11 protein-coding genes are annotated in these 14,303 nt (G+C 41.2%); 9 read left to right on the top strand and 2 right to left on the bottom strand.

Annotated elements, in window-relative coordinates; genetic code table 11:
* Position 1: 1 nt before the first annotated feature.
* Positions 2 to 1,228, top strand: a complete 1,227-nt coding sequence (larC, locus tag VB077_RS05855; RefSeq protein WP_323414288.1) for a nickel pincer cofactor biosynthesis protein LarC — start codon at positions 2 to 4, stop codon at positions 1,226 to 1,228.
* Positions 1,229 to 1,386: 158 nt separating this feature from the next.
* Here larC and VB077_RS05850 read toward each other — a convergent pair whose 3' ends face one another.
* On the bottom strand, positions 1,387 to 2,409 hold the full coding sequence (locus VB077_RS05850; RefSeq protein WP_323414287.1) for a hypothetical protein: 1,023 nt from the start codon (positions 2,407 to 2,409) through the stop codon (positions 1,387 to 1,389).
* Between the two features lie 310 nt (positions 2,410 to 2,719).
* Here VB077_RS05850 and VB077_RS05845 point away from each other — a divergent pair, with 310 nt between their 5' ends.
* From VB077_RS05845 to VB077_RS05810, 8 genes are all read left to right on the top strand, one after another.
* Complete coding sequence (locus VB077_RS05845) at positions 2,720 to 3,379, top strand: response regulator transcription factor (RefSeq protein WP_323414286.1); 660 nt, start codon at positions 2,720 to 2,722, stop codon at positions 3,377 to 3,379.
* 284 nt (positions 3,380 to 3,663) lie between these two features.
* A complete protein-coding gene (locus VB077_RS05840) occupies positions 3,664 to 4,878 on the top strand; it encodes a NapC/NirT family cytochrome c (RefSeq protein ID WP_323414285.1) in 1,215 nt (404 codons plus the stop codon).
* A gap of 5 nt (positions 4,879 to 4,883) precedes the next feature.
* Positions 4,884 to 5,972: a hypothetical protein gene (locus tag VB077_RS05835; protein ID WP_323414284.1), complete on the top strand. Its 1,089-nt coding sequence runs from the start codon at positions 4,884 to 4,886 to the stop codon at positions 5,970 to 5,972.
* Between the two features lie 13 nt (positions 5,973 to 5,985).
* A complete protein-coding gene (locus tag VB077_RS05830; RefSeq protein ID WP_323414283.1) occupies positions 5,986 to 6,669 on the top strand; it encodes a tetratricopeptide repeat protein in 684 nt (227 codons plus the stop codon).
* Position 6,670: 1 nt separating this feature from the next.
* A complete protein-coding gene (locus VB077_RS05825) occupies positions 6,671 to 7,630 on the top strand; it encodes a 6-bladed beta-propeller (RefSeq protein WP_323414282.1) in 960 nt (319 codons plus the stop codon).
* A 148-nt stretch (positions 7,631 to 7,778) separates the two neighbouring features.
* Positions 7,779 to 9,329 carry a cytochrome c3 family protein gene (locus VB077_RS05820; protein ID WP_323414281.1) on the top strand — a complete coding sequence of 517 codons (1,551 nt, stop codon included), beginning with the start codon at positions 7,779 to 7,781 and terminating at the stop codon, positions 9,327 to 9,329.
* Between the two features lie 294 nt (positions 9,330 to 9,623).
* Positions 9,624 to 10,646 (top strand): hypothetical protein, encoded by a 1,023-nt coding sequence (locus VB077_RS05815; RefSeq protein WP_323414280.1) that lies wholly within the window; start codon positions 9,624 to 9,626, stop codon positions 10,644 to 10,646.
* A 32-nt stretch (positions 10,647 to 10,678) separates the two neighbouring features.
* Complete coding sequence (locus tag VB077_RS05810) at positions 10,679 to 13,030, top strand: cytochrome c3 family protein (protein ID WP_323414279.1); 2,352 nt, start codon at positions 10,679 to 10,681, stop codon at positions 13,028 to 13,030.
* 109 nt (positions 13,031 to 13,139) lie between these two features.
* Here the strand turns inward: VB077_RS05810 and VB077_RS05805 are convergent, their stop codons facing one another.
* Positions 13,140 to 14,120, bottom strand: coding sequence for a hypothetical protein (locus tag VB077_RS05805; protein ID WP_323414278.1), 981 nt, complete (start codon positions 14,118 to 14,120; stop codon positions 13,140 to 13,142).
* Between the last annotated feature and the right edge of the window lie 183 nt (positions 14,121 to 14,303).

Raw genomic sequence — 14,303 nt, 5'->3', positions numbered from 1 at the left:
AATGCGAATTGCTTACTTTGACTGTTTTGCGGGGATCAGCGGCGATATGACACTGGGAGCACTCGTCGATGCCGGACTTAGCATTGAAGTGCTTAAGTCAGAATTAGAAAAGCTGCACCTCCATGATTATGAAATTCGGCAGGAAAAAGTGATTAAGTTAGGCATAACTGGGACCAAAATTCATGTAACGTGTCAAGAGGGTCATATTCATCGTCACTTACAGGACATTGTGCGGATTATAGAAGATAGCGAACTGGTTAAAGAAGTGAAGGAAAAAGCCGTGGCAATTTTTCGGCGTCTTGCCGAAGCTGAGGCTAAAGTGCATGGAACCACGCCGGAGCAGGTTCATTTTCATGAGGTCGGAGCAGTTGATGCAATCGTGGATATCGTCGGCGCGGTTATAGGTTTATATCAGCTCGGTATTGAAAAAGTGTATGCTTCCGCTGTTCACACGGGGAAAGGTTTCACCCAAGCGGCGCACGGAACGATCCCTATTCCCGCACCGGCAACGCTTGAATTGCTGAGAGGTATCCCGGTCTATACCCAGGATATTCCCTTTGAATTAGTTACGCCGACAGGCGCCGCCATTCTTTCTGCTTATTGCGGTGATTATGGGGAGATGCCCGTAATGGAGGTTGAAAAGATTGGCTACGGAGCAGGGGAGCGAGATCTTTCGATTCCTAATTTATTGCGCGTCATGATTGGGGAAAGAAGTGCGCAGGAAATTCCTCCCCAAGGTGAAGCTCGTTTTTTAGATACGTATTCCATCCAGGTGGGTCAAGCACTTATGCTTGAGGCCAATATTGATGATATGAATCCGGAGTTTTATGATTATCTCATTCAGAAATGCTTGAAAGAAGGAGCCATGGATGTTTTTCTTCAACCCATTCAGATGAAGAAAAATCGCCCGGCAGTTACCCTTTCGGCACAGATTCACCCAACTCAGTTGGAAAAGTTTACTACGCTTATTTTGAAGGAAACAACGACAATTGGGGTACGAGTCTATCCTGTGACAAAATATATGCTGCCTTATCAAGTGATAACAGTAAATACCCCTTGGGGCAAGGCCAAGGTGAAAATAGTTCAGGTTGGGGAAGAATATAAGACGATTTCTCCGGAATATGAAGATTGTCGTCGAATCGCGGAAGCTGAGAATCTTCCCTTAAAAGATGTTTACGAGGAAGTAAAAAAGCAAGGGCTTAAGCTAGTCAATCTGAACGTAAATTAATATAAACAAGGATTAAACTAAATCTGCAATATCTTAAATTAAGAAAACCCTAAAATCAAATAGAGATTAAAAAGAAAAACGAGATTACCGCGTTGGAATCTCGTTTTTCTGTATTTTATAATACGTTTCTTTATCAATTTTTGGCGCATGAAGGTTCGTTATTGCTTCAGCATCTTCCAATAGTTTTCGGCTTTTTCAAGGAGAACTAGCGCATAAGGAAAATTGTGAGCCCCTTTTGAACCATCGCTATCCACAAAAGTGTAATATGTTGCTCCATTCTTGAAGGCAATAACGTTCGGATCTTCAGGATTCATCGAAGCGGTTTTCGCACCCCATTTTTCATAGATCGGTTTTAATTCGGCAAGCTTCTGAGAAATAGTTAATTGTTCCTTTTTTACCCGCTCAACCATATCGGCGCTCGAAGGATGACAAACAGCACATTTATCTTGATTAAAAATGGTCTTAAAGTCTTGATAATCGATTTCAGTTTCGATCCGATGAATTCCGTCGCTATCGTGTTTTATAGTAACCCCTGGCACCAAAAAGTCGTGCTTGGTCGAATTCGTTAAATGGCAATCTGTACACGCGAAGGTATCCTTCATATATTTGTATTTATAGGAGGGCATCGGCAAAAGGTCACCCACCGCAACTCCTTGAATCATCTGGAACTGAGGATGCAGGATCTCGTTACCCAAAACAGGGTTACCATTAGGGTTAACATGGCAAGATCCGCAGGATTCCCAGCTTTTTTTTTGCAAGGGATATGAATCATTGATCATTTTATGGCAGACCTGGCAGGCCAGCCCTTCTGTTTTCGGGAAAACTTTATTATGGACGCTGTTTTGAACTTGGGCTAGGATTGAACGATCCTCACTACCCGCTGCAGACACAGCCGGGTTTGGTTGCGAGGGCAAAGAAGAGTCTGCAGTTAAAGTTTCATTTGTCGAGGCAGCGGTTGACGACAAAGTGGGCGTAGAAGGGCTTAAAGAAAGTTGAGTTGTATAGTCGCTGTACGAATCAGCTGAGGAAAGGTTAGCTTGATTAAGAAGGTTGGAAGATTGTCGTAAATCGTTTTTTGATACTTTATTATCGACCGTATAAGAGTTTCCATAAAGGGAAGCTGCAAGCAATCCGAAAATAGCCACAACAATAACTGTGTTACGTATATTATGGATTTTCACAACGATACCTCCATTCCGTCATCATAGAAAATAATCTATTTAATGAGTATGAAAAAGATTTCCAATCTATAACGCGAACAAAAAGTATTAAGAAAGAAGAGGATTAGTCAAAGAATCACTTTATAAATGTTAATTCGCGAAAGGAAAACTCGTGGGACCATAGAATAAATTTATGGTTACCATATTAAAACAATTATGACTAATAAAGTATATACCGATATCTGGAAATCGTAAATACGGGTAACAAAGTAATCCTATAGGCAAAAAGCTACCCTGTATAAAGTATTTTAGAGTGAAGGGGGGTGATGAAATGTCGGTTCAGATCCTGATGGAAGATGAGAATTATTTACAGCTGGAAGGCCTAAAGAAACTTTTTGAGACAGTTGAGGACATTCAAGTTCAACAAATGGTTAAGGATGAACAAGAAATAATGAACAAAATATCCGACTCACAGCCGGATATCCTAATAATGGATCTCCATTCACCAATTTTTTGCGGAATTAGGGCGATCCGCCAAATTCATACTTGCTATCCCAAGATAAGAATTCTTATTCTTTCAAACCTATGCGGTATTGAGGCGATTCGATCTGCTCTAGAAGCGGGTGCTTCTGGGTATCTTTTAAAGCAATGCTCATTTAATGAATTGCTCCATGCTATTCGGTCTATTTCTCAGGGAAACTCATATTTTCATCCGATCGTTTCGAAACTTATTCTTCGTGATATTACGCATCATGGTCACGAGGTTATCGTGGGAACAGAGATGGATCCATCTTTAACTGAGCGGGAAATGGAGGTTTTGCATTTAGCGGCGGAAGGATTCACGAATCAAGAAATTGGAAAGAAACTTTTTATCAGCACGAAGACGGTTCAGACGCATCGCCGTAATATTATGGACAAATTAGGCTTTCACGATCGCGTGGATCTCGTAAAATATGCGATTCGGAAAGGAATTATCGCCCTTCAAGAGTAAGTGATTTCACATAATCTTCAAGTTCTTTGAAGGCGAGATATATTTTTAACGTAACTCGGAATTCCAGGGAAAGCGGATTTGACGGGCATATGGAGGGATATGGAAATAGGAGAGAAGGTTAAAATACTCACTCGAAGGTAGATAGCATACGTTCAAGAGAGTTATTTCTCTTAAAAAAAGATAAGTAAACTAGAACTAAAAGTTTTGAGATCTTCCATTTTAGTTTTGAAATCTTGGGAGGTGAACAGATTTTAATAAAGCTCCAAAGAGGGGGGATATAATTCGTGAAAGAAAGACTAAGAACTATCCTTAGAAAGTTAAAATTCTACAAAAAAGAACAAAAGAAAATTAGTTTAAAAAAACGCGTAAACGGGTTAGGATTACTGCTCGCTATAGTACTCATTCTTATATTTTTTGGTGGGGTGGGGTTAAATGTAACCTCATCAAATTCATTCTGTATAAGCTGCCATGAAATGCAGCCAGAGCATCAGACTTTTCAGGTGACATCTCATGCCCAATTTTCTTGCACTACGTGCCATATTACACCCGGAGTTGGAAATTATTTTGAGAGTAAAGTCAAAGTTCTTGGCTATATTGGCAAGCATATTACTGGAAAATACACAAAACCGATCGTTGCGTCCGAACCTATACCTAATCAAGTTTGTGAAAGTTGCCATTCAACAATGCGGAAAGTAACGGCTTCCGGTGACATCAACATCCCACACGATAAGCACCTGCAACATGATATCGCTTGTACAGCCTGTCACGGAGGAGTAGCCCACGCTTTTGTGGCCGAGCGGGGTTTGACGCCCCAAGAAAACTTAGCAACTTGGACAGTAGCTAAGGCGGAAGAAGTCAGCAAATTTGATGATACTAAAACAGCCATGGAAGCTTGTATGGATTGCCATGAGCAAGTAAACCAAGGCCAAAGGCCTTGGGAAGAAAATCAAGGACTTGGTAAGACAGAAGCTCAACGCGTAGCCGAACGCCAAGATTCGGCAAAACAAGCACAAGAAGGAAACGGCAAACTCACAGGATCATTTAAAACGCTGGCCAAAGTGGGGGACAGTGAACTTACGGCTCCAATGCGCTGTGCACCTTGTCATCTGAAGATCCAAACGCCAGTCAATCATGTCGATAAATCGTGGGGGACTACCCATGGAATTACAGCAGCTCAGGATATCAAATGGTGCGCTGAATGTCACTCCAGACAACGCGATCGAGTCCTGATTACTGCCCAAACAACGGTTCAAGATTATGCCCGTACCAACACTTTATGTGCTCCCTGCCATGAAAAACGACCTCAAGGGCACTTGGCTAGTAAACAACAATGGCTGCCGGCCCACTCCAATATTGTGAAGGATAAAGGAGCCCAGAACTGCCTCGTCTGCCATGAAATAGATAAGGTAACTGATCAGAATAACCAGAAGATGCCCGGAGTAAACGCCGTAACCTGTAATACTTGTCACTGGTTTAAGAATGGGAAGGTAGAGAGATAAGGGTAATGGACAATAGCGAGACATCCTCAGAGACGAAGACATTGAATAGGGTAGATGTTCAAGAAAGCAAGCGCAAGAAACGCTGGCTCAAAAGGATAATACTTTTCTTAATCTTCAGTTTCCTAGCTTTTGGTGCTATGGGATTTACTCAATCGCCAAGTGCCAGCTTTATGTGTGAGAGTTGCCACGAGATGAAACCTGAAATCGCAACGTGGAAAGCGTCAGATCATTCTCGAATTGCCTGTATCAACTGCCATACCGAAATTGGACCAACTCACTTTTTACAAGCAAAGCACTTTACTAAAAAATATTACTTGCCTATCGAAGTGAAGGCACCTGTCGGTAATGAAGTTTGTGAAAATTGTCATTCTCAAAATCGTGCGGTCACGCCACGCGGTGATCTGATTGTTCCCCATCAAAAACATGCGGAAGAGGGTATTTCTTGTACTACTTGTCATATCGGTGTAGCCCACGGCGGAATTGCAGAGCGTCAAGAAACGATCGACGGTGACTTTAACCGTTGGGACGGGGTTACCGGACGACAAAATATGGTTTGGCAGTATAAGACGATGAATATGGAAGAATGCCTAGTGTGTCACAAAGACCGTGAAGGGCCTCAGGATTGTGAATCCTGCCATAGCAGAATCGTACCCCCACCGTCGCATCAGACTGAGGAATGGGTAAAAAAAGGGATACATGGTCAGGATGCCTTACAAAATCTTGATTCTTGCGATGAGTGTCACAGTTATTCGCTAAACTTAGTACGCGTTCAGAACGATGATAAAGTTATTTCCTATGCACGCAGCAATTCGTTCTGCGTTGAATGTCATGCAAAGAAACCATCAAGTCATACTGTAAAACCATTTTTGCATGGTGAGCGGGCCTCACAGGATCAGAGAGGATGTCTGGTCTGTCATGAAAAAAATACAACGAAGAAAGCAAATGTAGCGAATAAAACTGTGTGTATCTCATGCCATAAGAAGCAGCATTCTATTTCTTATCTTCATCCTGTTCCAATTCAGTCAGACACTGGACTCGTACCAAGCTGTTATAAATGTCATTCAAAAAATAATTGTTCGACGTGCCATAAGTAAGGAGGAAATCGTAATGACTGATCCCAATAACCCGAGTATTAATCAGGCCTCAGGAGGATTTATCCCCTATAAAACGATTAAGCTTTGGAAAGAGGTTTTGATCCTATTAGTTTTTACCTTAGGCCTTTTTAGTATCGGGATATTTATTGGCAACACCTATTTTTGGAACCAATTTGATCAGACTCCATTACTGGATAAACAGTATCAGAGCGCTATGGAGAAGGTCAAGCAGAATCCTGATAGTGCAGCGAATCACGTCGATTTCGGTTGGGCACTGTTTCAAAAAGGGCAATATAATGAAGCTTTAGCGGAATATAAAAAAGCAACAGAGTTAGATGAAAAGAATTTTCAAGCGTATCTCAACTTAGGAATTGCCTATCAACAGGTAGATAAGATTGATATAGCCATTACTACACTCCAAAAGGCCATTGAGCTTGCTCCAAAGTCCTATGAAGCCCACTATTACCTTGGCCTATCCTATCAACGCAATGGTAAGTTAGACCAGGCCTTGGAGGAACTATTCCTTGCAGACAAACTTCATCCCGGGTCGACAAAAATTATTTACGATATTGGACAACTCCATGAAAAAATGGGGAGCCTCGAGGAAGCTAAAAAAGATTATCAGGATGCCCTAAATTTTGATCCTCAATATACATTAGCACAAGAAGCCTTAAGCCGCCTGGGAGGTGTAAAGTAACATGTCAACGAGCATCCTTAATCGCCCTATGAGAAGGCGAAATATGTATTTAATTTTAGTCCTTATTTTGCTCCTTGAGGTGGGATTATTCGCTTGGTCTTTCTTTTCAAAAACAAATCCGGTTAAAACAGTCACCCAATATTTACCTTTAGGCTCAACAGTACCGACTTTTCAAGCAAATATTTATGGACCTCTATCTGATCCGTTTAGTAAGCCAATGGCCGTTGCCGTAGTAGATCGCACGATATATATAGCAGATACCAATAACCAGAGAATACAAGTTTTTGATTATGACGGAAATCCGATTTCCATGTTTGGTGAAAATGGAGAGGGAGAGGGGCAATTTCGCTTCCCTTATGGAATTGCCAGTGATGCTCAAGGGCAACTTTATATTGCCGATCTCTATAACGGCAATATCTCGATTTTTAGTGCAGATGGACAATTCATTAAGTATTTTGGACAAAAAGGCGAATTTGTACGTCCGGCCGGTTTGTCAATCGATGGAGATAAGCTTTATGTCAGTGATGTGGCTAAGAATGAAATTATAGTATTTGCGCTTGACGGGACGAAACTTCTAAGCTTTGGGAAAAAAGGTACAGGAGACGGTGAATTGAATTCACCGAATGCCCTTGTGCATGTTGGAAATAAGATCTATGTTTCAGATACAGGCAATGATCGAATTGAGGTTTTTGACGAGCAAGGCAATTTTCTTCTTAAAGCTTCAAGTCAACTCGCCAATCCACGCGGGATAAGCGTGGATCCACAGGGTAACATTTATGTAGTCAGCAATCTAACGAATAAAGTAGTGGTTTTTAAATCAAATGGTGAAAAATTAACGACTATTGGTCAAATTGGCTCCGATGATGGGCAGTTAAGGTTTCCTAATGGTCTGACTCGTGATAACCAGGGTCGGTTATATATTACCGATGTCGGAAATGGCCGGACTGTTATCTTTCAATAAGTGTCACTTTTCCCAATGGGAGGTACCGCCAATTGGTTTTGAACATCCCTCGGCAGGTCTCCAAATTTATATACAAGGAGGGAGCAAAAAGGGATATTAAAACATAAAGAATTAGGGATGTTCGACAATCGGAAGGAGGAAATATAGAATGCGCAAATCTGGCTTATTAGCAACGCTGGCATTGGCAGCTACATTGGCTTTCCCAGCATTTGCTTTAGCAGATGAGACAGCGCCCCCAAACTTTACAGGGACAGGGGTTCAAAATGTTGACACCAATGCAACTGGGGTAGGGACAACAGATGGTCAAACTTGGACAGACGGAGAAAATAATGCTACGTTTACAGGCCAGTCCTATAGAATGACCCCTGATGAAGGTAAAACAGGTGGTAATGGCGGAACAGGTTTTGAAAGTCCGGCTACCCCGGATATTAATTATGATAGCCCGAACAATAAAGTTATCCACAGTGCTTATAGCAAAACCTCTGATGCATGTTCTTCTTGCCATGCAGTCCACACCTCGGTTAACAAAGGTGCATTATTACAGTGGGAAGACCCGCAAACAGCTTGCTGGGCTTGCCATGACGGTACAGTCGCTTCCACATATGACGTAGTTACCGGTACCCACACTGATGGTGGTACCACTGTAATGAATTCCGGTGGACTTTTCGGAACAGGTTCGGAAGTGGCTGCGGCCGGTCTTTCCAACCATGGTATGTCTCCGAAGGAAACCGCTTTCGTAACAACAGCCGCTGCCCCCGGCGGTGCTGAAACCTTCGCTTCTGCTACTGCCAACAAGGATATCAATGGAGACTGGACTAATGAATTTACGTGTATCGCTTGTCATGATCCTCACGGAACCTATGGAAATGCTCGTATTCTCAACCCTGATGTCAACGGAATTGCTTCTGCTGCTTATACTGCTTTGCAAACTACTCCTGAAACAATGACATCCACTGATTACAAAGTATACAAAGCAAAAAAAGGAAACTGGATGGGTGGACGTAATCAAGAACCTGTTGTTAAAGTCAATGGAACTGCGAAAGAAGCGGGTACGGACTATACAGTTCAATATTTAGCGGGTACTGTTACATTCAATAGTGCATTATCTGCTTCGGATGTAGTTACAGTCGCTTACAAACCGGCGTTGACCGTTAAAATGACAGTTGCAAATAAGTTAGCCGCTAATGAAACCGTTAAATATGAAAATGGTATCAACCAATTCTGCGGCGCTTGCCATACGGACTATAACAACGTTAATAAAGTTCCTGACGGTAAAGGCGGATTCAAAACCGGCGGTGCCTATGGTGCTCTTCTTGGAGAGTATCGTCAAGCTTATCGTCACTCCGTTGGCTTTACACGTACAATGACCGCTGCTGATCCTACGTTTGCAGATCCCAATTCCCTAATTTCTACTTATGCCGGACTCAAATTTGACACCTCTAATCCGAAGAAACCTGACACAGTTGCACCTACCGTTGACTGCTTAACCTGTCACTATGCTCATGGAACCAGCGATGCGTTTATTGAAGCTTCTCTAACTCAACTCGGACAAATTGACACCTTTGCCGGCAACAATGCTGCAGGCGACAAGATCCTTCAAACTTACGATACTTCCCGTACAACGGCTCTCAAACGCTTACCGAACATGGGTGTTTGCCAAGTTTGCCACAACAAGACGGGGGCAGCTCCCGCACAATAAAAAGAACTAGCTAAAATGTTCAGCTAGTCAAAGCAATGATTTAGGAATTCTATTTAGTATGAATAGCCTTATGAAGGTATTCGCAGTGCCTTTATAAGGCTTTTTCTTATTATATAAAATATTATTAGAAATGTGAAGAGGGAATACAGATATTGGAATATTATGATGAAATGAGTATAAATATATGGGAATATATGTAAAGGGGAAATGCGGTTTTTAGAGAATAAATGAATAGGACTTTTAATTAAGGAAAGTAGGAGTAGCCCTGAAATCTAGGTAAAGAAGGGATGTCATATGCTATATCAGATCATTAATCTTGATATCGAAAGGGGAACGAGAAAAAGAATCCATGGACTGATCTTTGCTTTCATCTTAATTATTATCTTAATCGTAGGAGGAATGGTATTTAAAAGTCCTTTATCCGGTAAGAAGGTTTTAGCCAATAGTAGTGGATCATTCTTTTCCGATACTCAACCTCCGCAATTTCTTTATGAATTTAATGGAAGTAACCAAAAATTTAAAAGTCCCCTCGCTGTGACTACTTCAACCGAAGGGAAAATTTTTGTTGCCGATACAGGCCATTCTCAAATTCAAGTTTTAAGCGCAAGTGGAAAGTGGGAAAAAGATCTTGGTAGAGGTAGCCTATCTTATCCAACTGGACTTGCTTATTTTGAACAGAAATTATATGTCTGTGATCCACAAGCTCAGAAAATTTTTGTCTACCAAGAAAATGGAGAGGAGCTTCCCACTCTTTTAGAACATCAAAAGTTAATTCTGAAAGATGGCAAACCGGGCCAAGTCATTAGGCCTTCTAATATTCAAGTAAGTTCGGATCACTTATTTTATATCACAGATATAGCGAATCAGTGTGTTGTTGTTCTCGATCAACAGGGAAAAATACTTAAAAGTTTCGGGAGTTCCGGAACTGCCGATGGGCAATTTAATTATCCAAATGCTCTGTTTATCGATAAGGACAATAAAATCTATGTTAGCGACTCGAACAATGCACGACTTCAGATCTTTAACAGTGAAGGAGAGTTTTTAACTAAGATTACGGGTTCGAATGGAAAACTCGGGGCGATGACCCTACCCCGCGGTGTAGCGGTAAATGATCAAGGACAGATTTATGTTGTTGATGTTTTTTCAAATTCGGTACGTGTTTATGATGAAACAGGTTATGAACTCTGGGTTTTAGGTGGGATGGGAAGTAACCAAGGACAATTCAATTTTCCCAACGGAATATGCATAGATAATAAAGGACTTATCTATATAACGGATCGAGAAAATAATCGTATCCAAGTTTTTGGCTATAAGTAAAGAGGTATTTAACAAGAAGGAGGTCGGGTGCCTTGCGTAATAATAGAGATATAAATTATACACAAAAATCAATTATTCTAATTTTGAATTTTATAATCCTGGCTGCTCTGATGGTTTGTTTTATAACACCTGTTCAGGCCCTAACCGGTAATCCCATTGTTACGTCAACAAGTCCGGAAGATCAAAAGGAGCGGGTGGATATTAATTTACCTATTTATATTACCTTTGATCGTGACATGGATGACTCAACAATGACTGGCTCAAATATAGTCGTTAAAGATAGTAAGGGACAAAGCGTTCCGGCACGTGGTATTCATTATGATCCTACGAGTAAAACAACGGTATTTATCCCCCAAACTTCACTTAAACAGGATGAAAGCTACGAAATAACAATTTTGACGGGGATTAAAGATACGACTGGCCTCCCCCTTTTAGCAAACTATGTTAGCTCCTTTAAAACAACACTCTCCTCAGATACCCCTCAACCCCTTGTAATAGATACGATTCCCAAGGAATCGATTTCTCAGGTGGGGACTAAAAGGGTTGTTTCTGCTCAATTTAATCATGATATGGATCCCAAATCAATTAACACCGCGACCTTTACAATGGTTGATCAGAACAATAATCCGGTTACGGCCAAATCGATAACCTATGATGAATCGAGCCGAATTGCTGCCTTCGTGCCGGCAAGTAAATTAATCACCAATACAAAATATACGGTGACTATAAAAGGAGCTCCGGATGGTTCCGGAGTTAAGGATAGCGCCGGCGTAAATCTTAACCAGAATTATGTCTGGGCTTTTACAACCGGAAATACCGAGTTTTATGATCCTCACGGAATTTATATGATCAATTCTAATGCCTGTGCTACCTGCCATCAAACGCATAATGCTCTGAATACATCTCTTATAAATAAGACGACGGAAACGGCGTTGTGTTTTACGTGCCATGATGGGACTGGGAGTAATATAAATATTAGTTCCGGAATGCTCAGTTCTTCAAATAATCAGTCCTTTCATCCAATTATGGATACCGGAAATCCCCAAGCAAAACAATTGTTTCAATGCAGTGACTGCCATAATCCTCATGGAGATGCAGATGCTTTTGGGAATACCTATGAAAAGCTGCTGAGAGTTAATGATGGAACAAACACCGTTTATCAAGGAAATGAATTCTGCCTTGCCTGTCATGGCAAGACCGATCGAAAGTTTACAGACACTTATTATAATAATTCCGCAGGTGATCATCACGATTCTATAGCTGCACATTATGATACAACAAATTCGATACTTGATTCGGTGACTAAGATTACGTGTACAAAGTGTCATACCTCCCATAGTGGAAAATATACTCAACTTACAGACCAACTTGAAGAAAATCTTTGCCTAAGCTGTCATAATAACCAGGCAAATTCGCATAGTGGACAAGGAAATATTCAAGAACAATTTTTTGGGAGTTCGACAGTGACCATTATTTCTAAGCATGATATTACCTCCTCAACTGAGGGTAAAGTTGAATGCACAAGCTGTCATGGATCACATACTGTGGGAGCGGCATCTTTAAGTGAAGGAAAAGCGTATTCAGATCTATCAGATCCTCAGAATACAAAAAATGTGTTTACGACAGTCGCAGGAACACCAAACGCAACTATAGGCAATATGACAGATTTTTGCCTCCGTTGCCACGGTGATAATCCGCCCACCGCAGCCCGATCGGCAATTCAGGTTGTTCCTTTTAGTATAATTTTTCCTCAAACGACCTTCATCAATAGCGGCTGGAATAAAACAAACTATCAAAGTAGTATTCATTTTTCAAACGGGATCTCCTGTAATCAATGCCACGAACCCCATGGTTCCTCAAACCCTAGACTGCAGAGCCGACCTGAAGATAATTCAACCACAAGTACAAGCGGAGAATGTTTATCCTGTCACTCTAATGATATCGGACCTTCATTTAATCAAACGTCTCATCATCCAACTCTCGAAATTGTCGGACAACATCAAGATACAGAAACGGTTTCATCTAAATTAAGCACGAATAATCGACATGCAGAATGCGTAGATTGTCACGATCCGCATAGTGTAACAAGTGGAGCTTTAACTGTTAAACAAGGAAACGATCTATGCCTTGATTGTCATACTCAGTCAACAAAGGGTTCAGGATTTACAAAAGAGGCAGGCGGTGACAATTTGCATCTGACTAAGCCTGAACATAACATTAACTGTTCTGACTGCCATGTTAAAACACCCCATGGATCACCAAATCCCAAACTACTGTCTACGACATCAATTGACAGTAATAGTAAAATCGTTTCAATTAATTCTGGGTCAACTAATAGCTGGACCAAGGAGTCTTGTGGTACGGTAACAGAGTGCCATAATTAAAAAGCCTTAATGCCTTTAGTGTCAAAAAACCGTAGGGTATAGAGCCTTATTTGGCTAACCCTACGGTTTTTAGGTTTTGAATCGTTCAAACGATTTTTCCAATCAAAAATTAGTTCAATTTATTAATCTCAATTTCCGCTTGCTGTAGAAGTGCTTTACTTAACGCATAGTTATGCGCGCCTTTGGAAGCATCTGAGGTGACATACATATAGTACGTACGGGCAGCGTTAAATTGAACGACTTTTGGATCTTTGGGGTCAAGGGACTGGACTTTCTTTTCCCAACTATCAAATTTCGGTTTTAGAGCTTCTATTTTTTGACTGATTTCCGTTTGACGTTGTTGGATTTTAGAGATCGTGGAAGAAGGATCATAATGACAGGTAACACACTTATCTTGTTTGAACATATCCGCAAATTTGGCGTAATCCATCTTTGTACCTGTTCGGGTCGTTCCTAAGTCATCATAGGTAGCTGTTACACCGGGAACCATGAAATCATGTTTAACCCCGTTGGTGACGTGACAATCCGTGCAGGAAAAAGAATCTTTCATGGCCACCCATTTGTACGAGGGTGTTGTGGGGACGACGCCAACGCCGATGCCTTCAATCATTTCCTTTTGTGAGTGGTGCACTTCTTTCCCAAGTGTAACCGTATCGCCGGAGGTATGACAGGTGGTGCAGGTTTCCCAACCTAGCTTACGGAGAGAAATCATTTCTTCGCCTCCGACATTATGGCAGACTAAGCAAGTGATGCCTTCACGATCTGTGGCATATTTCCCACCTTTAAAGAAATCAGTCAATTTGGCGTTAGGATCCTTTAGAATAGCCGTTTCAGAGTGGCAACGGAGGCATAAGTCCGAATAGTCGAAATTGGCGTCTTTCTCTTTTTCATTAATTAACGTTGGAAACATTTTAAAATGTTGACTTTCTCGGACTTGGTCGATAATGCTTGAGGCTTTAAGTTGAGTTGAGATCTGCTGAGCTGGATTTTCAGGTTCGGTTACCGTTGGTTTTGCCTTCCCGCATCCGGACAAAACAACGAGAGTTGTAAGGGAAACCAAGGCAATAAGCAGAAGCTTCTTTGGTTTCATGGATTACCTTCCTTTCTTAACTTTTATATTTTGGTAAAACTGTAAGTACACCCCCTCATGATGGGCCTGAATCATTGAATTAGCTCATTAAAATATATTAAGCTTCGCGAATGTTATGAGCTGTAAAATCAAGGTCCGATAACTAAATTATTAAATTCACATGAAAAGGAATAAAAAGTTAAA

Source organism: Desulfitobacterium sp. (genome assembly GCF_034927245.1).
GTDB lineage: Bacteria > Bacillota > Desulfitobacteriia > Desulfitobacteriales > Desulfitobacteriaceae > Desulfitobacterium_A.
The sequence above is the reverse complement of the archived record's forward strand: the minus strand, read 5'-3'. Positions and strand labels throughout refer to the sequence as shown.